Annotated in this window: 18 protein-coding genes and 1 tRNA gene; 10 read left to right on the top strand and 9 right to left on the bottom strand. The window is 58.1% G+C overall.

Annotated features, from left to right (window positions below):
* Positions 1 to 14 precede the first annotated feature (14 nt).
* Together RBB75_RS10960 and RBB75_RS10955 are read left to right on the top strand one after the other, a co-directional pair.
* Positions 15 to 551 (top strand): hypothetical protein, encoded by a 537-nt coding sequence (locus RBB75_RS10960; RefSeq protein ID WP_353068113.1) that lies wholly within the window; start codon positions 15 to 17, stop codon positions 549 to 551.
* A gap of 98 nt (positions 552 to 649) precedes the next feature.
* The gene (locus RBB75_RS10955) at positions 650 to 1,213 is read left to right on the top strand and encodes a hypothetical protein (RefSeq protein WP_353068112.1); all 564 of its coding nucleotides are present in this window, start codon (positions 650 to 652) and stop codon (positions 1,211 to 1,213) included.
* 36 nt (positions 1,214 to 1,249) lie between these two features.
* Here the strand turns inward: RBB75_RS10955 and RBB75_RS10950 are convergent, their stop codons facing one another.
* On the bottom strand, positions 1,250 to 1,750 hold the full coding sequence (locus RBB75_RS10950) for a hypothetical protein (protein ID WP_353068111.1): 501 nt from the start codon (positions 1,748 to 1,750) through the stop codon (positions 1,250 to 1,252).
* A 273-nt stretch (positions 1,751 to 2,023) separates the two neighbouring features.
* Between RBB75_RS10950 and gcvT the strand changes: the two genes are divergently transcribed.
* From gcvT to RBB75_RS10920, 6 genes are read left to right on the top strand one after another with little or no spacing between them, the layout of a single operon-like run.
* A complete protein-coding gene (gene gcvT, locus RBB75_RS10945) occupies positions 2,024 to 3,160 on the top strand; it encodes a glycine cleavage system aminomethyltransferase GcvT (RefSeq protein ID WP_353068110.1) in 1,137 nt (378 codons plus the stop codon).
* 49 nt (positions 3,161 to 3,209) lie between these two features.
* Positions 3,210 to 3,599: a glycine cleavage system protein GcvH gene (gene gcvH / locus RBB75_RS10940; RefSeq protein ID WP_353068109.1), complete on the top strand. Its 390-nt coding sequence runs from the start codon at positions 3,210 to 3,212 to the stop codon at positions 3,597 to 3,599.
* Positions 3,600 to 3,602: 3 nt separating this feature from the next.
* Positions 3,603 to 4,952 carry an aminomethyl-transferring glycine dehydrogenase subunit GcvPA gene (gcvPA, locus tag RBB75_RS10935; protein WP_353068108.1) on the top strand — a complete coding sequence of 450 codons (1,350 nt, stop codon included), beginning with the start codon at positions 3,603 to 3,605 and terminating at the stop codon, positions 4,950 to 4,952.
* A gap of 2 nt (positions 4,953 to 4,954) precedes the next feature.
* Positions 4,955 to 5,299 carry a hypothetical protein gene (locus RBB75_RS10930; protein WP_353068107.1) on the top strand — a complete coding sequence of 115 codons (345 nt, stop codon included), beginning with the start codon at positions 4,955 to 4,957 and terminating at the stop codon, positions 5,297 to 5,299.
* A 2-nt stretch (positions 5,300 to 5,301) separates the two neighbouring features.
* Positions 5,302 to 6,849: an aminomethyl-transferring glycine dehydrogenase subunit GcvPB gene (gene gcvPB / locus RBB75_RS10925; RefSeq protein ID WP_353068105.1), complete on the top strand. Its 1,548-nt coding sequence runs from the start codon at positions 5,302 to 5,304 to the stop codon at positions 6,847 to 6,849.
* 1 nt (position 6,850) lies between these two features.
* Positions 6,851 to 7,132, top strand: a complete 282-nt coding sequence (locus tag RBB75_RS10920) for a hypothetical protein (protein WP_179636615.1) — start codon at positions 6,851 to 6,853, stop codon at positions 7,130 to 7,132.
* A gap of 67 nt (positions 7,133 to 7,199) precedes the next feature.
* Here RBB75_RS10920 and RBB75_RS10915 read toward each other — a convergent pair whose 3' ends face one another.
* Positions 7,200 to 7,739, bottom strand: coding sequence for a DUF2911 domain-containing protein (locus tag RBB75_RS10915; RefSeq protein ID WP_179636614.1), 540 nt, complete (start codon positions 7,737 to 7,739; stop codon positions 7,200 to 7,202).
* Positions 7,740 to 7,862: 123 nt separating this feature from the next.
* On the opposite strand from RBB75_RS10915, the gene RBB75_RS10910 reads away from it, so the two are divergent.
* A tRNA-Arg gene (locus RBB75_RS10910) sits at positions 7,863 to 7,939 on the top strand.
* Positions 7,940 to 8,021: 82 nt separating this feature from the next.
* On the opposite strand, the gene RBB75_RS10905 is transcribed toward RBB75_RS10910, so the two are convergent.
* The 7 genes from RBB75_RS10905 to RBB75_RS10875 form a co-directional block, all read right to left on the bottom strand.
* Positions 8,022 to 8,978: an oxidoreductase gene (locus RBB75_RS10905; RefSeq protein ID WP_353068104.1), complete on the bottom strand. Its 957-nt coding sequence runs from the start codon at positions 8,976 to 8,978 to the stop codon at positions 8,022 to 8,024.
* 151 nt (positions 8,979 to 9,129) lie between these two features.
* Positions 9,130 to 9,558: a MarR family winged helix-turn-helix transcriptional regulator gene (locus RBB75_RS10900; RefSeq protein WP_179636612.1), complete on the bottom strand. Its 429-nt coding sequence runs from the start codon at positions 9,556 to 9,558 to the stop codon at positions 9,130 to 9,132.
* Positions 9,559 to 9,808: 250 nt separating this feature from the next.
* Entirely contained in the window at positions 9,809 to 10,210 is a 402-nt protein-coding gene (locus RBB75_RS10895; RefSeq protein ID WP_179636611.1) for a DUF2237 family protein, read from the bottom strand.
* A gap of 271 nt (positions 10,211 to 10,481) precedes the next feature.
* Positions 10,482 to 12,134, bottom strand: coding sequence for an ABC-F family ATP-binding cassette domain-containing protein (locus RBB75_RS10890; RefSeq protein ID WP_353068103.1), 1,653 nt, complete (start codon positions 12,132 to 12,134; stop codon positions 10,482 to 10,484).
* Between the two features lie 96 nt (positions 12,135 to 12,230).
* Positions 12,231 to 12,746, bottom strand: coding sequence for a VIT1/CCC1 transporter family protein (locus RBB75_RS10885; RefSeq protein WP_179636609.1), 516 nt, complete (start codon positions 12,744 to 12,746; stop codon positions 12,231 to 12,233).
* Positions 12,747 to 12,966: 220 nt separating this feature from the next.
* A complete protein-coding gene (locus tag RBB75_RS10880) occupies positions 12,967 to 14,499 on the bottom strand; it encodes a DEAD/DEAH box helicase (protein ID WP_353068102.1) in 1,533 nt (510 codons plus the stop codon).
* A gap of 500 nt (positions 14,500 to 14,999) precedes the next feature.
* Positions 15,000 to 15,920, bottom strand: a complete 921-nt coding sequence (locus tag RBB75_RS10875) for an alpha/beta hydrolase (protein WP_179636608.1) — start codon at positions 15,918 to 15,920, stop codon at positions 15,000 to 15,002.
* Between the two features lie 508 nt (positions 15,921 to 16,428).
* Here RBB75_RS10875 and RBB75_RS10870 point away from each other — a divergent pair.
* Entirely contained in the window at positions 16,429 to 18,945 is a 2,517-nt protein-coding gene (locus RBB75_RS10870; RefSeq protein ID WP_353068100.1) for an ABC transporter permease, read from the top strand.
* Positions 18,946 to 18,980 lie beyond the last annotated feature (35 nt).

Here is an 18,980-nt window from a genome sequence, read left to right as displayed (position 1 = left end):
GAGAGGACACTACGATGATCCGGATTCGGTTGGTTGTGGGTTTTCGTGTTGCTTTTGTTCTGTTTTCGTTTGGGGTTTTTGCGTCCGGTCAGGAGCCTGTGACTCCGGATGCGGCTCCGGTGCCGGCTTTGCTGGTGAATGCGAAGAAGGTGTTTATCTCGAATGCGGGGGCCGATAGCGGGCTATTCCCTCACCCGTTCAGTGGCGATCCGGATCGGGCTTATAACCAGTTTTATGCGGATATGTCGAGCTGGGGCCGGTATCAGTTGGTGAGCACGCCGAGTGAGGCAGACCTGGTCTTCGAGCTGCAATTGACGGCACCCAATGGTCCACAGAACGCGAACAAGCAGAATGGAGCCTCCGATCCGCTGCCAATGTTCCGGCTGGTGATCTACGACAGGGCGACGCACTTTGTGCTTTGGGCGCTGACCGAGTCGGTGGCTCCTGCGGCGCTGCAGAAGACGCATGATCACAACTTCGACGAGGCGCTGGCTGAGATTGTGCTGGATGCGGGAAGACTTACGAAGTCGCTGCCGAGCGGAATGCACTGAGAAGCTGCACGATAAAGCTGGTGGATGAAGTTTCATCGGATCGTATCGATTTGAGGGCCAAAAAGAGGTTGAGAGGCGGGTGACTCTAGACTGAGTCTATGGGTTGGAGAGCGAAGCGTCCTAACAGCCGCAATCTGTCGTTGGCGCTGCTGGCGGTAACCGGACTGATGATCGTTCCTTGTGCTTCGGCGGAACGGATCCCGGAGGTTCGTGGCACCTCGTTTGCGAATCAGGCGGTGAATCTACCTGCGGCGTTGCAGGGGAAGACGGCTGGGATTCTGGTCATCGGATTCAGTCGCGGCTCCCGAGAGGAAGTGACGGGCTGGGCGCGAAGGATTGCGGCGGACTATCGGACCTCGCCTGTCGTGGCGTACTACGAGTTGCCGGTGGTGGCTGCAGTGCCGGGATTTGTCCGGGGGGTTGTGCTGCGGTCGATCAAGTCGTCGACGCCGGAGCGGGCGCAGCCTCGAGTTGTGCCGGTTGCTAACAATGAGGCCGGATGGAAGGCTATAACGCACTACAGTCAACCGGACGATGCTTATCTTTTGGTCGTTGATAATCAAGGGAACGTGATGTGGCAGACGCAGGGGCAGCCTACCGATACAGCCTATGCTGCTCTGAAGCAACAGGTTGAATCTTTGAAGACGCGCATGATGCCCTGAATTAACAGCAGTTGCGATTACGTCTGCCTACGTTTGTTAAGACGTGGGTGCAGAGAGAGCGTCCGACGCGTCTGGGGCTTTGGAGTCGATGGTGAAATCAAAGACGACAGTGGAGAAGGTGTTTGCAGCCTTCGGCACGGGCTGGAGCGCATATTCGCCGGGAGCTAATGGCTCTTTGGGAACGATCTTGAACCAACCGTCATCAAGCTTCTCGATACTCGCATCTACCTGGAAGGCATTTCTCTTAGCGTTTCCCGTAAGTTGCGTGAAGTTGACTTGGGAAAGGATGCGGCGATCTTTATCGATGATGGCGCGAACGATGGCCCAGTTGGCGGCAGACGCGGACGAGTCGCCGCCGGAATCATCCATGACGTGGACATAAAAGACAGGTTTATCGGTATGAAGAGCGACCCGGGCGTGTGCGCCGTTTACCTCTGTCGTCATCTTGGGTTTATAGAAGACGCTTCCAGCGAGCGAGCCGGCGACGTTTGCCCCTTTGTGATTGTTGACCTCGACGCTCGTGTGATGGATCGGCACGATCTGTTGTCTGCCTTCGTAAAGATCAAGGGCCCATGGGATGCTGCCATTAGGTATCCGAACGCCCGGAATAGGCTCAGGTGAGCTTTGAGCATGCACGAACGGTGTTACGGACAGGAGAGAAGCAAATATGGCAAGGACACGAAGAGATTGCAACGAAGCCTCCAAATGGTGACGAGTCAATGAAGGATGGCACAGTCTTATTATCCTGACAATCCCCCGCGTTGACCTTGAGGTGTCCGCACTCTACGATAACGATTGGAGACGATTATCTTGTCAGAACTGCAAATACCACTTCGTAAGACGGCATTGAACGCGGTGCACCGGGCGGCTAAGTCCAAGATGGTCGACTTCGGCGGATGGGATATGCCGGTGGATTGCTGCGGTTTGATTGCTGAACATATGGCGGTGCGGACGGCGGTGGGCGTGTTCGACGTGTCGCACATGGGAGACATTCAGCTGCGCGGGCCGGGATCGCTGGCGGCGGTGCAGCAGCTTTGCATGAACGATGCTTCGAAGCTGGCGGTGGGACAGGCGCACTATTCGGCGATGCTGTATCCGAATGGCACATTTGTGGATGACGTCATTGTGCATAAGCTTTCCGACAACGACTACCTGATCGTGATCAATGCCGGCACGCGTGAGAAGGATGTCGAGTGGGTGCGGAAGACGATCGGGCATATGCCGGGCGTGCATGTGAACGACTTCAGCGACTACTACACGCAGCTTGCGATCCAGGGGCCGAGAGCCGCGGAGACGCTGCAGAAGCTGACCTCGACGGATTTGAGCACGATCAAGAACTACTGGTTTACGTGGGGGCAGGTGTGTGGTCTGCATAACGTGATGATCGCGCGGACGGGTTATACCGGCGAGGATGGGTTTGAGATTTACATTCCGTCGGATGAGCCGACGAGCGCACGGGTGTGGGGCGAGGTGCTGGCAGCAGGCGCTGAGTTCGGGATTCTGGCGTGTGGGCTGGGCGCGCGAAACACGCTGCGACTCGAGGCGGGGATGGCGCTGTATGGACACGAGATCTCGGACACGATCAACGTGCTGGAGGCGGGGCTGGGGCGTTATGCGAAGCTCGACAAGCCGGAGTTTGTAGGGCGCGAGGCTTTGCTGAAGGTTCAGGCTGAGGGTGGGCCGGGTCGCAAACTGGTGGGGCTGGAGATGACGGAGCGCGGTATCGGCCGTGATGGATATACGGTGTTTTCGGTTGAAGGAAAGCGGCTCGGCGAGATTACCAGCGGTTCGCCATCGCCGTTTTTGAAGAAGAATATTGCGATGGCTTATGTGCCTGTAGACTACGCCGTGATTGACACCGAGGTTGCCGTGGAGATTCGCGGCCAGATGGTGAAGGCGAAGTTTGTGCCGCTTCCTTTCTATAAACGGGCGAAGAAATCCGCATAGCCCCAGCATCTACAATTGAGTTACACACACTTTCTCTGGAGAACGACGAATGGCTTACCCTGCGGATTACCGCTACACGAAGGAACATGAGTGGATCAAGCTCGACGGCAATATTGGAACCGTCGGCATCACGGACTATGCGCAGAACTCTCTGGGCGACATTGTGTTTGTCGATCTGCCGAAGGTGGGCGATACGGTTGAGGCTTCGAAGAGCTTCGGTTCGGTGGAGTCGGTGAAGGCGGTGTCGGATCTGTTTGCACCGGTGACGGGCAAGGTGACGGCGATCAACGAAGAGTTGAAGGATGCGCCGGAGAAGATCAACACGGATGCGAATACGACCTGGCTGCTGAAGGTTGAGCTTGCGGACGCGAAGCAGGTCGATGGACTCTTGAGCGCCGCCGACTACGAGAAATTTACCAGCGAAGAGACCGGACACTAAAAGATGCGTTATCTACCGAAGTCCCCCGTGGATCGCGAGGAGATGCTTGCCGAGATTGGCGTGGCGTCGATCGACGATCTGTTTTCTACGATTCCAGCCGAGTTTCAACTGAAGCGCGATCTGAAGATTCCACGACAGCATGGGGAGTCGGAGATTCTGGATCGCTTTCGCGAGTTTGCGGAGAATAATGCGGTTGGTTATTCGAGCTTTCTGGGCGCGGGAGTTTATCGGCACTATCGGCCGGTGATTATCGACTCGCTGGTGCAGCGTGGTGAGTTTCTGACCAGCTATACGCCGTATCAGCCGGAGATCTCGCAGGGCACGCTGCAGGCGATGTTCGAGTTCCAGACGATGATCTGCGAGCTGACGGGGATGGAGATTGCGAACGCGTCGATGTATGACGGTTCGACCGGCGCTGCTGAGGCGATCATGATGGCGGTGCGCGTGACGGGGCGTGATGGCGCGGTGATTGCGCGGACGGTGCATCCGGAGTATCGCGAGGTGATTGCGACGTATGCGCAGCACCAGGAGATTCCGACGGTCGAGGTTGGATACTCGGCGAATGGGCGGGTTGATCTGGCGGCGCTCGATGCGGCGATCACGAAGGATACGGCTTGCGTGTTGATTCAGTCGCCGAACTTCTTTGGCACGATTGAGGATGTTGAGGCGATCGCCGAGGTTGCTCATGCGAAGGGCGCGCTGCTGATTGTTTCGATCGCGGAGGCGGTGTCGCTGGGGATCGTGCGGCCGCCGGCTGAGGCAGATATTGTTTCGTTGGAGGCGCAGTCGTATGGCGTGGCTGTGGGTTACGGCGGCCCTTACTGTGGCGTGATTGCGTGCAAAGAGAAGTTTTTGCGGCAGATGCCAGGCAGGCTGATCGGCGAGACGAAGGACAAGGATGGCAAGCGCGGATTTGTACTGACGCTGTCGACGCGTGAACAGCATATTCGGCGGGAGAAGGCGACTTCGAACATCTGCACCAATCAGGCTTTGGTTGCGATGATGACGACGATCTTCCTGAGTGTGTACGGCAAGCAAGGGATGAAGGAGTTGGCGGAGCAGAATCTTGCGAAGGCGGCTTATCTTAAGGGCGTGCTGAATGGCTCTTCCTCGACGGGCGCGAAGGTTTTGTTTGATGGAGCGCCGCGGTTTCATGAGTTTGTGCTGGAGCTGCCGAAGAGTGCCGAGGCGACGAACGCTGCTCTGCTTGGCGATAAAATCATCGGTGGGTTGCCACTGGCGAAGTGGTATCCGGAGCTCGGGCCGAATGCGAGCCTATGGTGCGCGACAGAGCTGACGACGCGGAAGCAAATGGATGCTGTCGCGGCGGCGCTTGCAGGCAAGAAGGCTTAGCGATGGATGTGTCGGCGATTGTTGGGGAGGAGTTGAAGGCGGTTGAGTTTGTTGAGGACTTTCTACAGCTTCGGTTTGAGGCTCCTCTACTGACGTTTTATGCGTGGCCGCATGTGTTGTTTCCGGAGTTTTCGGTGGCGTACGGAGAGCCGGAGTATCGGAATGCACTGTGCGCGCAGATCAACGACAAGGTCGTGCAGGCTTCGCTTGAAGAGGGCGATGCGATGACGATTGAGTTTGAGAATGGAACGGTGTTTGGGCTTTCTTTGCGGGAAGAAGATTTGGATGGGCCGGAGTCCGGAAGCTACTCGGAGACCGGAGGCGCAGCGGATGCGCAGGAGTTCTAACTATGGCAGTTGAAAAGTTTGTAGGTACGCCGAAGAAGGCTACGACGCACACGAATCAGAATGAAGATCTGATGTTCGAGAAGTCTTCGCCGGGGAAGAAGGCTTATCGGCTGGCGGAGCTGGATGTGCCGGCGGTGGATTCGGTGGCGCTGCTCGGGGATTCCGTGCGGACGGATCTCGGCGTGATGCCGGAGTTGAGCGAGATCGAGATCATTCGGCACTTCACACGGCTTTCGACGTGGAACTATGCGATCGATCTGGGGATGTATCCGCTGGGAAGCTGCACGATGAAGTACAACCCGCGCGTGAATGAGGCCGTGGCGCGGCTGGAGGGGATTGCGGAGGCGCATCCCTATCAGCCGGAGTCGCTGTCGCAGGGCTGCCTGGGGATTATGAAGACGCTGTCCGATGCGCTGATTGAGATTACCGGCATGGACACGATTACGCTGCAGCCGGCGGCTGGCGCACATGGTGAGTTTACGGGCATCCTGCTGGTGCGGGCATATCACGAGTCGAAGGGAAATCCGCGGAAGAAGATTCTGATTCCAGACTCGGCGCATGGGACAAATCCGGCTACTGCTGCCGTATGCGGATACGAGGTTGCCAATCTGAAGTCGAATGCTCAAGGCATGGTGGATGTGGCTGAGTTGGAGCGGATGGTCGATGAAGATACCGCTGCGCTGATGCTGACGAATCCTTCGACGATTGGTGTGTTCGAGAGCGACATTCATAAGATTGCGGACATTCTGCATGCGAAGGGCGCGCTGCTGTATATGGACGGCGCGAATATGAACGCGCTGGTGGGCAAGACGCGGCCGGGAGATTTTGGCGTCGATGTGATGCATCTGAATCTGCACAAGACGTTTTCTACGCCGCATGGTGGCGGTGGTCCGGGGTCGGGGCCGGTCGCTTGCAAAAAGATTCTGGAGCCGTTTCTGCCTACGCCGATTGTGGTGACGAAGGCTGATGGAAAGCTGGGGCTGGAGTACAACCGGCCGCAGAGTGTGGGGCGCGTGCGGATGTTCTACGGCAACTTCGGGATGTTTGTGCGGGCGCTGGCGTACATTCTGGCCAATGGGCCGGATGGGCTGCGGCAGACGACTGAGGATGCCGTGCTGAATGCGAACTACATTCGTGCGAAGCTGGAGGGCACGTTTGAGCTGCCGTACAAAACGCGGTCGCTGCATGAGGTTGTGTTCTCGGACAAGCTGCAGGCGAAGAACGGCGTGAAGACGGGCGATATGGGCAAGCGCCTGATCGACTACGGCTTCCATGCGTATACGGTTTCGTTCCCGCTGGTGGTCAACGGCGCGATGATGATTGAGCCGACCGAGAGCGAGAGCCGCGAGGAGCTGGATCTGCTGATCGATGCGCTGAAGCAGATTGCGCGGGAGGCGGAAGAGAATCCTGAGCTGGTGCAGACGGCGCCGCATACGACGCGGCTGCAGCGGCTGGATGAGACGACGGCGGCGAGGAAGCCGATTCTGCGCTGGAAGGCTCCTGTGGCTGCGGAGCCGGTGCTGGTCGATACGGCCGCGAAGGAGTGGTAGCGTGTCTGTCTTCTATGATCGGCAGGATGAGCTGGAGAAGTATGAGTTCATGATGGGAGAGGCGCGCGGACGGCTGGCGGTGACGCTGGATGTGCTGACCGATGCGCTGGTCCTGATTGGGCAGCATGGGGTTTACTGCGCGAGCACGCGGAATCCTGCGGTTCCGGCGCTGGATCTGCAGGCAGTGTTGATGAATTTGAATGGAGCGAAGGAGCTGGTCGCTTCGGTGATGGAGCGGTTACGGCTGGATCGGCTCGAACTGGAGAAGGAAGCGGCGAAGTAGGTTTTCTGTTTCGCGCTTCGACTTCTCCGGCCGGCCTTGCTTGGCTGAGCTGACTTACTCGGCTGGCTTACTGGGCTTTAACAGTTACATATTCGTCGGTGGTGGCCCATTTGACGTGGAGTTCCGTGGTGGCTCCTTTGGTGTGTTCGAAGGAGATGGACATGTTCTCCTGCGATGCTGGAAGGGTTTTGCTCGTCATGGGGGTGCGGCCGAGGTCCTGGGCTTCGGAGTATTCGGTGCCCCACTGGCCGGTCTGCTTGTTGACGATGAGGAGCCACTGGCTGGCGCTGGGCAGGGTGTAGAGGGTGTAGGTGCCGGCCGGGACGTCGAGGGTGCCGATCTTCAGGTTTGTCGCGGTGATGAAGGTGGTGGCGGGGTTGGCTCCGGTGCGCCAGACCTGACCGTAGGGGACGATGGTGGTGCCGATGGTGCGGCCTTTGAGGCGGGGGGAGTTGTACTTGATGGTGAGTTGCTTGCCGTTGAGGCTGGCCTCGGCGGTGGCGGCTGGGCTGGCGAGGGGCTTGGCATCTTGAGCGGTGATCTGGAGCGTGGTTGCGGTGGTCATGAGAGTGCAACAGGCGGCTAAGGCTAGGGAGCGGAGGTGCATACTTGTTCTCTCTTTCGTGATGCGCTGGGCTGCGGTTGGGAAGGCTTTTCAGTGCTGGAGATGATGCTCCACCGAAGGGCCGCGGGCTGTCAACCGGAAGCGATCGTGCTAGGCTAGAGGTATGCGCCCGTAGCTCAGCTGGATAGAGCGGCAGCCTCCGAAGCTGTAGGTCAGAAGTTCGAATCTTCTCGGGCGCACCATTCCCCCCACATCAAAAGAGATGGTCTGTAGTTTCGGAAAAACGAACACTGGAAGCACTACGGATTACTAATGGGTTGCGCTTTACTGGGCCGCGATATTCTTGAGAGCAGAATTACTTCTTGTATCCGGCCATCGGACATCGGTCAATTCTTCTGAGACATCCCAAAGTCGTGTGGCAGTGGCAGGATCCTTCGCTTTGCCGGAGACAATCGCTGGCCCGACTGCTCCCTTGAGCTCGAACAGTCCTTTCGGGCCGTAATAGCTCATCGGTTTCGCGTCGGGTGAGGTTGCCGCATAAAGGGTTGGCAGTGCGCCCGCAGCGGCGGAGTGACCTATCAAAGACACAAATTTCATGTTGAGCGGCTTGTCCATTCCGGCGCCATTTGAAATGAGGTCGGTGGTCGCCGCGCCGGGATGTGCTGCGTTGGAGATTAAACCCCACCCATTCGCGTTACTTCGCCGCTGCAGTTCGAAGGTGAATAGAAGATTGGCCAGCTTCGATTGCGCATAAGCCGCATTTGGCTTGTACCGGCTCGTCCACTGCAGGTCGTCGAAATGGATGTCACCGCCCATCCGGTGCATGAGGCTGCTTACTGTGACGACGCGGGGTTGATCGCAACGGAGCATCAGCAGCAGCAGGCGTCCAGTGAGAGCGAAGTGGCCCAGGTGATTGGTGCCAAACTGCAACTCAAATCCATCGATGGTGGACCCCCGCTTTGGGGGCGCCATCACTCCAGCGTTATTGATCAGAATATCTATGGGTCGGCCCTGATTGAGCATCCGGCTTGCAAACGCCTTGATCGATTCGAGACTGCCCAGGTCTGCATCTTCAAAATGCACCTTTGCCGAGGCTACCTGCTGCCGTATACGTTGTGTCGCAACGCTGCCCTTCTCCTTGTTGCGACCTGCAAGGATGACCTCTGCGCCCGCCCGCGCAAGTTCCAACGCGGTCTCGAATCCCAATCCCCCCATCGCTCCAGTCACGATAACTAATTTGCCGGTCTGTGATGCAATGTCCGCCGCCGTCCATGTTTGCATAGAAGATCCTCGGTGTATTTTCTCGAAATACGTGCTTTTTAGTATTCACAGCCCATTTAGTAGATGGGTCTACCACTAAGATAGTAGACCCATCTACTATTGTCAACGGTCTACACGCCTCGACTTATCCGCAAGGATCTGCCGGAGAATGCTACTGAACCGGCGCGAGCAGCTTTCCTGCAATACGGCGGAAGTCGTCGACGTCTCGACTATCGAGCGTGCGGGCGAGACGCTCGATGACCTGATTACGCATCTTCCCTAACTCCTTCACCAGCTTGCGGCCAGCCGGAGCGAGGGAGAGGACATACGCTCGTGCGTCTTCGCTACTGCGTTCTCTAAGGAGCCAACCTCGATCGATCAGTGTTTGCAGCGCCCTGCCCGTCAACGCTTTGTCCGTGTCAGTCGCCTTCGCGAGCTGCGATTGTGACACTCCATTGTGTTCGGCGAGATATTCAAGCAGGCGAACCTGGGTAGGGCCCAGTTCCCAGGGCGCATACATCTGCGTCTCGGCCCAGCCTTTTGCTCGCTTGACGGACGAAAAGAGGTCGAGCATCTCGGATGCCTTGGCGCGACTGATCATAACTTGTATCCAGTCTATCGAAGGATGTTATTGGCAAATAGGCTCGTTGTCATCGACACGCTGTAAAACAGCACCGAGAGTCCCGGGTCGTCGGCGATCCGGAAACGAACCTAGCTGTGGTTGCTTGTTTATTCTTAAACTTCCCGCAAAAACTGCTAAGCAGGCTGGTAACGTTAGAAAAATATTACGTCGATCGGCCTTAGGAGGAGATTGAGTTTATTCGGCGCAGCTTTGCATGGAAAGAACGTAGCTAGTGGAGTTGGCTGGGGATGACGGCGTATTGGATGAGGAGTTCGAAGGGGACGATCTTCAGGGTGTTCTCGTGGGTGGCTTCGAGGATGATGGGGCAGGCTGCTCCGGCTTGCTGGACTTGCAGCCAGCGAGCGGCACAGACGCACCAGCGGTCGCCGGGTTTCAGGCCCTCAAAGCCAAACTGCGGCATGGGCGTGCTGAGGTCGTTGCCAAGGGCCTTGGAGGCTTCGAGGAAGAGTGCGTCGACGACGCAGCAGATGGTGTGGACGCCGTGGTCGTCAGGGCCGGTCTCGCAACAGCCGGTGCGGTAGAAGCCGGTCATGGGCTCGCAGCCGCAGAGGTCGAGGGGTTGGCCGAGGACGTTTTTGCCGCGATTTTTGATGGGTTCTACGGTGGGCATGAGACTTCTAGTATCCCACTTTTTGGGAAGGATATGTCCTGCCGGATGGGCGCCCTGCGCGGGCGGCGGTCACTTCGTGACTTGTATACCCCTTCGGCTGGTCCTCCCGTTGGTCGGGGGAGAGATTGATCTTCGACCAACGGGAGGACCGTGGAGGTTCATCTTGCCGGGACCGGTATACGCGTCACGAAGTGACCGCTCGGATCGGGGCCCCCGCGAACAGGTCTTCGTTCGAGGGGTGGCAAGCGTAGCGGGCCCGTCCGGCAGGACCTTATTTTGCGACGATGGCGAGCTGCTGCTGATACTCCTCGTAAGGGCCTTTGTGGTCGGTGATGTGGAAGTCGGTGGGGCCGCCCTCGAAGTGCCAGATGCGCGTACCGGCCTCTTCGATGAGATCCTGGTCGTGAGTGACGAGGAAGACTGTGCCTTCGTACTTCTGGATCGCCTGATTGAGCGCGTTGATAGCTTCGAGATCTAAGTGGTTCGTAGGCTCGTCGAGGACGAGGACGTTGGGCTTCTGCAGCATGATCTTGCAGAAGAGCAGACGAGCAGCTTCGCCACCGGAGAGAGCGTCGGTCTTCTTGAGGCCCTCTTCTCCCTTGAAGAGCATCTGGCCGAGGATGCCGCGAATGTCTTCCTTGGTGGCCTGGGGATCGAACTGGTGGAGCCAGTCGCTGGCTGTCATGCCGAGTTGAATCGAGCCTTTGTGGTCCTGCGCGAAGTAGCCGATGGAGACCTCGTGGCCCCATTTGACGGAGCCGGAGTCGATTGAGACAGATTTGTCTTCGAAGCCTAGCTCGTCGATGCCGGGGCCGTTGGCCAACAGAGCTTTGAGGAGAGTGGTTTTGCCCTGGCCGTTGCGGCCCATCAGGATGACCTTGTCGCCGCGAGTGACGGAGCCGGTGAAATTCTTGATAACGTGCTCGGTCTTGCCGTCTTTCTGGACGTAGCTCTTGTTGACCTGCTCGAACTCGAGGACGTTTTTGCCGGAGGGGCGCTCCATCTTGAAGCTGATGAAGGGGCGGGCGATGTTGGAGCGGGCTAGCTCGCTGGTGGCGAGGCGCTCGACTTCCTTCTTGCGGGAGTTTACTTGCGAGGAGCGAGTGCCGGCGGAGAAGCGGGCGATGAAGTCGTTGAGTTGCGCGATCTTCTTTTCGCGCTGCTCGTTCTGGCTCTCGATGCGGGTGCGGACGCTGGTCTTCTGGAAGACCATGTCGTCGTAGCCGCCGTTGTAGGTGATGATGGTCTCGTAGTCGATGTCGGCGATGTGGGTGCAGACGTTGTTGAGGAAGTGCCGGTCGTGCGAGATGGTGATGACGGTGCCGTTGTAGCGGATGAGGAAGTCCTGGAGCCAGTGGATGGACTCGAGGTCGAGATAGTTGGTGGGCTCGTCGAGGAGCAGGGCCTGGGGGTTGCCGAAGAGGGCTTGCGCGAGGAGCACGCGAACCTTCTGGCCACCCTGAAGCTCGGACATCTTGCGCTCGTGGAGCTCGTCGGGGATATCGAGGCCTTGCAGGAGGACGGCGGCGTTGGACTCGGCTTCGTAGCCGTCTTCGTCGCCGACGATGCCTTCAAGCTCGCCGAGGCGGGAGCCGTCTTCGTCGGTCATCTCGGGCTTGGCGTAGATGATCTCGCGCTCTTCAAGCGCAGCCCACAGGCCCTTGTTGCCCATGATGACGGTGTCGATGACGCGGTAGGCGTCGAAGGCGTACTGGTCCTGGGAGAGGACGCCGATTTTTTTCGGCTTCACGACGGTTCCCTTTTGGGGGTCGATCTCGCCGGTGAGGCACTTCATGAAGGTGGATTTGCCGGCGCCGTTGGGTCCGGTGAGGCCGTAGCGTCGGCCGGTAGTGAAGGTGACTGAAACATCCTCGAAGAGGAGCTTCGAGCCATAGCGCATAGTGACGTTGGATACTGAGATCATGGTATTACTTTCATTTTAGCTGGGGTGTACATCAATTTTCTCGTTTTGGGTGTGAATATTCGCCGCTTTTGGTGTTCCCTTTGCGGAGGTGCTGGGTCAGGACTGGCCGATGAGAACGCCGGCGGCGAAGACCAGACCACCGCCTACGATGACCTGGAGGCAGGAGAGCGCGAAGCTGGTCTTGAAGTAGCGATGGCGGATGAGAGCGATGACGACGAGCTCAACGCCGACAACTCCGTACGCCCACGTAAGAGCCGTGTGAACGTTGGGGATGAGAAACGGTAGCGTGTGAAGAAAGCCGCCGATGAAGGTCATCAGGCCGGTGACGATACCGCGGAAGATGGGATTGCCGCGCCCGGTGAGTTCGCCGTCGTCGGAGAGGCCTTCGGAGAAAGCCATGGAGATGCCAGCACCGACTGCTGAAGCTGCTCCGATGAGGAAGACGGTGCGCGAGTTATGCGTGGCAAACGCGGTGGCAAAGATGGGCGCGAGGGTAGAGACGGAGCCGTCCATAAGCCCGGCCAGACCAGGTTGAACGATGCGCAGGACAAAGTTCTTGTCGTTGGCGACGATTTCGCTGAACTCGGTCAGGTTAGGGAGGTTTTCCGACATGATTTTGATCTCAATGAAGTTTGATGAATCTAACCGACGGCCGGCGTCGGCTTTTACGATGCTGTTTCACGCAGTCATAAAGAGACCGCTAGAGTTTGCCAGTTCTCTGATAGCGGGCCTCAATAAAGCGCCGTGTGCGGAAAGACGGACGCTCCGCTCTGCGGCTGGTTGGCTGGCAGAGCGGAGCGTCTTTATGTCTGAGTGCCCTGAGTGCCGAGAGTTACTGACCGCGGCGGGCTGGGCCGGAGCGGCTGCTGCCGGGGCGGCTGTTGCTGTTGGGACGGCCACCGGGGCCACGGCCACCGGAGTTACGTCCGCCAGAGAAGCCGCCGCCACCGTTGCGGCTGCGGAAGCCACTCTTGTTGCCGCCATAGTTGGCGTTGGGCGTCGTCATCGGTGTGACGGGATCGTTGCCCTTCCAGGAGCGGGTTTCAAGCTGCATGAGGTCCTGTCCCTGAGCTGTTGTGTCGAGGGGTGCGTTGCGGACTTCCTTCTCAAGGTTCTTATCGGCTTCGCGCCACTCAAACTTTATCTTTAGTTCGCGCTCGAGCTTGCGGGCGTCGTGACGCTCCTGGGGCATGACAAAGGTGGTGGCGACGCCCTTCTTGCCGGCGCGGCCAGTGCGGCCGATGCGGTGGACGAAGTCGTCCGAGGCGTTGGGCAGGTCGTAGTTGACGACGTGTGCGATGTCCTGCACGTCGATGCCGCGAGCGGCTACGTCGGTTGCAACCAGGACGCGGTGACGGCCGGTGGCAAAGCCCTTCAGAGCGGCGGTGCGCTGGGACTGGCTGCGGTCGCCGTGGATGACGTCGGCATCGTGGCCCAGCTTCTCGAGCTTCTTCGAGATGCGGTCAGCACCATGCTTGGTGCGCGAGAAGACGAGGAAGGTTCCCTCTTCCTGGCGCAGCATCTGGTCGAGCAGGCCGAGCTTCTGGTCCTGCATGACGGTGTAGACGCGGAGTTCGACACGGTCGGACGGCTTTGAGGTCTGGCCGATCTCGATGCGGACGGGCTTGTTGACATAGTCGCGGACGATCTCGCGGATGTTGGCGTCGAGGGTCGCGGAGTAGCACATGGTCTGACGGGTCTTCGGCAGCGCGCCGACGATGCGGCGGATGGCGGGAAGGAAGCCCATGTCGAGCATGCGATCGACTTCATCAAGCACGAGCATCTCGACGGAGTTGATGTTGATCTCGCGACGGCGGAGGAAGTCTTCGAGGCGGCCAGGGGTGGCGACGACGAGACGGGGGCCGCGGTCGAGCTGGTCGAGCTGGTTGTTCTCGGAGAGACCGCCACAGACGAGCACAGCGTCGCTCTTCGAGCCGGGAACGAGCTTCCAATAGGCCTCGAGGACCTGCATGGCGAGTTCGCGCGTCGGCAGCAGGATGAGGGAACGGATGGGACCGCGCTTGCCCTTGGTGCTGGGGACGGAGTTTGCGTCCATGCGCTGGATCATCGGGATGAGGAAGCTGAGGGTCTTGCCGGTGCCGGTGGAGGCAGTGGCGAGGATGTCGTTGCCTTCGAGCGCGGGCGGGATGGCCTTGGCCTGCACCGGGGTCGGCATGGTGAAGCCGGCGTTGGTGAGGCGGGTCTTAAGCGAATCCGAGATGTTGAAGTCGGTGAAGCGAACATCCTCAACGAGAGGGAGGCCTGCGGGATTCGCGACGGCGGTGTTGGCTTCGGGAGCGGAGTGCTGGTGTTTCGAAGTGATCTCATTATTCTGTTCTGTTGCGTCTAGAGTTGCGGAGTTCAAAGTTTTTCCTGTCTGGTGGCCCGAATAGAGGGCGTTATAGAGCGGCATAGGGGTGCAGGGATGCCAGCGTGGCATCATGGATTTCAATTAGTCAGCATTGCTGTCGGGAATCGAAGCGCTGCTGCTGCACGGCGAGACTCGTCCGTTGACGAGCCTTCCAGCCAGAGCAACCAGCGCGGCTTCCAACGTTCGGGAAGGTATGCGGTGGGAAGAGGCGAATCGCAGTCTCTGGCCAAACTCCGAAGTCCATGAAGAGTCTTTGCCTGCGATGCCCGTACTCCTTTTAGTCAGAGTACAAGATGAGTATACCACAGTGGCCGTGCGATTGACGATTGAGGCTGTGCCGGACGCAACTGAACAGTTTTGGAGTGAATGACTGAGTCTGCCGACAACCCAACTTTCTGGGGGACTGCGAATCAGAGATATAGGCGGCACCGGTAAACGAAAGCGCGCTTATCAGGACTTCCTCATAATGCAGTCGGCATGCGAGAAACATTCGGTTACTTCGTAGCGTCTGGCTCCAGCGGGAACAGGAATGTAACCGCGGGACCGAAGCGTTCTCCCCAGTATCTGGGCTGATGCTGCCCACCCGGCTCGACCGTCAACTTTACCTTCGGATGGTTCATCAAGCTCTTCTTCACGTTCTCGGCGAGCGTCCGGCTCATCGCGACGAAGGCAACATCGAAATCAGGAAATCCATGCGCAGCAGCTTCCGCTGGTGGCACCTCCGTCGTACCCACTCCGATGGAGACGCGAGACGGTCCTTGCACGATCGTCGAGGTATCTTGCAGCATTCTGCCATTCCCAACTTGCAGTGAAGTGCTCTCAAGCAAGCCCAGGCCGAACGTATCTGGCTGGTCCAGCAGAAGACTCAACGCGGCGACTGAACCCAGCGATGAACCACCCACACCCCGGTGAGTCCGGTCCGCAATCGTCCTGTAACGCCCATCGATCAGCGGCAGGACTTCTCGCGTCATAAACGCCGACAGCTTTTGCGGTGCGTCTGCCATCGCGCCATACCTAGAGTATTCTTCCTCACGGCGGCCCGGGCCAGCGTTGTCGATTCCGACCACAATCAATGGCATCACAGTTCTGTTCGCGATCAAATCCGTCAGGGCTTCGTCGACGTGCCACTCATCTGGAAACGGCTGAGAGGTGCAGCGGTCAAAAAGGAACTGCCCGTCAAAGAGGTAAAGCACTGGGTACCGCTTCGCGGGAGCCGTAGAGCCGGAATAGCCGCTGGGCAGCCACACCCGCAGAAGACGTTTATCCCCATACACCTTGCTCTCTAACGGAACCACTTCAAGTGTCCCGGTGACAGTGCTCTTACAAGGCGGCGGCGGTGACTGCGCCGTCAACTCGGGTGCGCTCGTTAGAACCAGAACCAGTAGGCTGATGGAAGCTATAAGACGAAAAATCATGGTGCCCTCCCACAAGCTGGACCTAATTAGGCAGGCTGCTCCCGAGAAATATAGAACACAACATAGGATGCCGGGATAAAGACCTCGGTCATGCGACACTCCGATGACGAGAGGAAGGCCCATGCTCCACCGGTTCGCTGGGCCACGCTGATTCGCTCTGTCTTCTCTATGAACCGTCGAACAGAAAGCGATGCTCTGCGCATTCGTAACGAGAAGTCGGCTTCCCATCTGTGATCCCGAACTGACTCGACATTCGGTGAAAACAGGTTTTCGGTAACCTGTTGTCGTGAATCTCAAACTAACCCATGCCGGCCTATGAATTCGTTGAGGTCGCGTCCGCAAATGAACAGGCGGCTCCATGGATGAACAGCTCTTGAAGTAGGTGAAGTCAGACGCTCCTTTATTTGTAATGGGTTGGGCGTGCACAGGATTGGTAGTTTAACTGCTGTGTGCTTAACTGCAAGCTCACCGAAGCAGCGTGTCACTCGTTTTTCGGGGAAAGGCAGAGATGAACTCCTTCTTGCAGGACCTTCGCTTTTCGCTTCGCCAGATCCGCCGGTCGCCGGGATTTATGGTGACCGCTGTACTGACCCTTGCGCTGGGCGTGGGTGCGAATACGGCGATCTTTTCGCTGCTGGACCAGGCGTTGCTGCGCTCGCTACCTGTGCGCGCGCCGGAGCAACTGGTGGTTCTCGAGGGAACTGGAAAGGTTTGGGAGGGTCATTTCAGTAATCACGGAGGAGACGAGGAGGCCTATTTCTCCTATCCGATGTACAAGGACTTGCGGGATCAGAATCAGGTGTTCGACGGAATGCTGGCTACAGCTCCGGCAGACATTGGATTCGTCTACAACGGCGACCCACAACATGGCAGAGCGGAGCTTGTCAGTGGAAACTACTTCACTCTGCTCGGCGTCAGGCCGGCGGTGGGTCGACTCCTGACGCAAAGCGACGATATGAAGCCTGATGCGAATCCTGTTGCAGTCGTTAGCTTCGATCTCTGGAAGAACCGTTTTGGGGCAGACCCTGCAATCGTCGGCGCCACTGCGTTGATCAATGATCATCCTTTTCAGATCGTGGGAGTTTCGGCGCCGGGCTTCCGAAGCGCTATCTGGGGGGAGACGCCAGACGTCTTTGTGCCTATGTCGATGCTCGACCAGGTGATGCCAGGCAAAGGGACGCGACTGGCCAATCACAAAGATCGATGGATCAACATTCTTGGCAGGCTCAAGACAGGAGTATCGCGCACTCACGCCGAATCTTCGATGAACCCGCTATGGCACTCCCTTCGCGCGGAGGAGTTGAAGGCACTGGGCACACAGTCGCAGCACTTCACCGATGAGTTTCTGACAAACAGTCGCATGAAGTTGTTGCTGGGATCTAGAGGCTTTTCCTACCAACGGGATTACTATCGAAGACCGCTCTTCGCAGTGATGGGAATGGCGTTGCTGGTTCTGTTGATGGCTGCGGCCAATGTTGCAAGTCTGCTTCTAGTCCGCTCGGCGGTGCGCGCCCGGGAGTTTTCTGTGCGGAAGGCTCTCGGTGCTGGATCGTTTCGAATTCTGAGGCAGCTTCTCCTCGAAGGACTTCTGATTGGACTTCCCGGAGGCCTGCTTGGAATGCTGGCCGCCCCCTTTGCCATGCGCGCGCTCATCCATCAACTCGCCGGGGATACTGCATATATTGCCTTTGCCTCCTCGGTAGACACGCGTTTGCTTGGCTTCAATCTCGCCATCGCAGTTACGGCAAGCATCTTCTTCAGTCTTGCTCCCGCGCTTCAACTTCGCCGCTCTAACTTGACCAGCGAGCTGCGGCAACAGAGCGCTACAGGCATTGGAGGCAGGCTCGGCTTTCGGCGCTCGGTGGTATGTCTCCAGGTTGGCCTCAGCGTTATTCTGCTGGTCGGCGCTGGCCTCTTCGTACGCACCATGCAAAACCTTCGGCATGTCGATGTCGGTTTCACTACCGGGCACCTGGTCACATTCGGTATAAACCCGGTGCTTGCAGGCTATGCCCCATCGTCGGTTGCAGCTTTACATCAGCGTGTCATGGATAAGTTGTCGACATTGCCCGGCGTTCGGTCTGTTGCGGCAACAACTGACGCCGAGCTTGCAGGCGACGATACGATGGCCAACGTTTCGGTCTCTGGATACACAGCGCCACCTGATGATGACTTTCAAGTAGAGAGTTCATTTGTCACTCCATCGTACTTCTCAACGCTGGAGATTCCTGTAATCGAAGGACGATCCTTTACTGAAGAGGATGACCTCGCTCATCCATCGGTGGCGATCGTAAACGAGTCCTTCGCAAAGCACTTCTGCGGCAACACCAAAAGCTGCCTCGGACGACAGATGGCTGGCGGCGGTGGAAATAAGGCAAAGCTGGATACCGAGATCGTCGGAGTCGTTCGGGATGCAAAGCACGAAGGCATTCGCGATGCAGTGGCCCCAACCCGTTTTCGCCCATTGAAACAGAACCCCACTCCTGCAATTCTCTTCCTCTACTTGAGGATGTTCGGCGATCCGGCGCAGGAACTCCCAACAATCCGACGCTCCATTCAGCAGCTCGATCCGAAACTCGCGATCGTATCGCTACGTACGATGGACGCGCAGATCGACGACGATCTCTCCGACGAGAGAATGATCTCTTTGCTGGCAGTATCCTTTGGAGCTCTGGCGACATTACTGGCAGCGGTTGGTTTGTACGGGGTACTGGCGTACTCAACGGCACAGCGCACACGGGAGATCGGCATTCGCATCGCGCTTGGGTCAACGCGGTTGGGAGTATCGCGTCTGGTGCTGGCCGATGTGCTGCGTCTGGCGGGAATTGGGATCGTGTTGGCGATTCCCTGCTCAGTGCTGCTGGCTTGGCTGCTGCGGAGTCAGCTCTACGGCGTGTCATCCGCAGATCCGCTTACGCTGGCCGGTGTGACTTTACTGATTGCCGTAGTCGCGATGATTGCGGCGATTGTGCCTGCGCGACGTGCGTCCTCGGTTGATCCAACGACTGCGCTGCGTGCGGAATAAGTTTCTCTGGCATGCCGGAGATAGAAAACGGCGGC

The organism is Tunturibacter empetritectus (assembly GCF_040358985.1).
GTDB classification, from domain to species: Bacteria; Acidobacteriota; Terriglobia; order Terriglobales; family Acidobacteriaceae; genus Edaphobacter; species Edaphobacter empetritectus.
The sequence above is the reverse complement of the archived record's forward strand: the minus strand, read 5'-3'. Positions and strand labels throughout refer to the sequence as shown.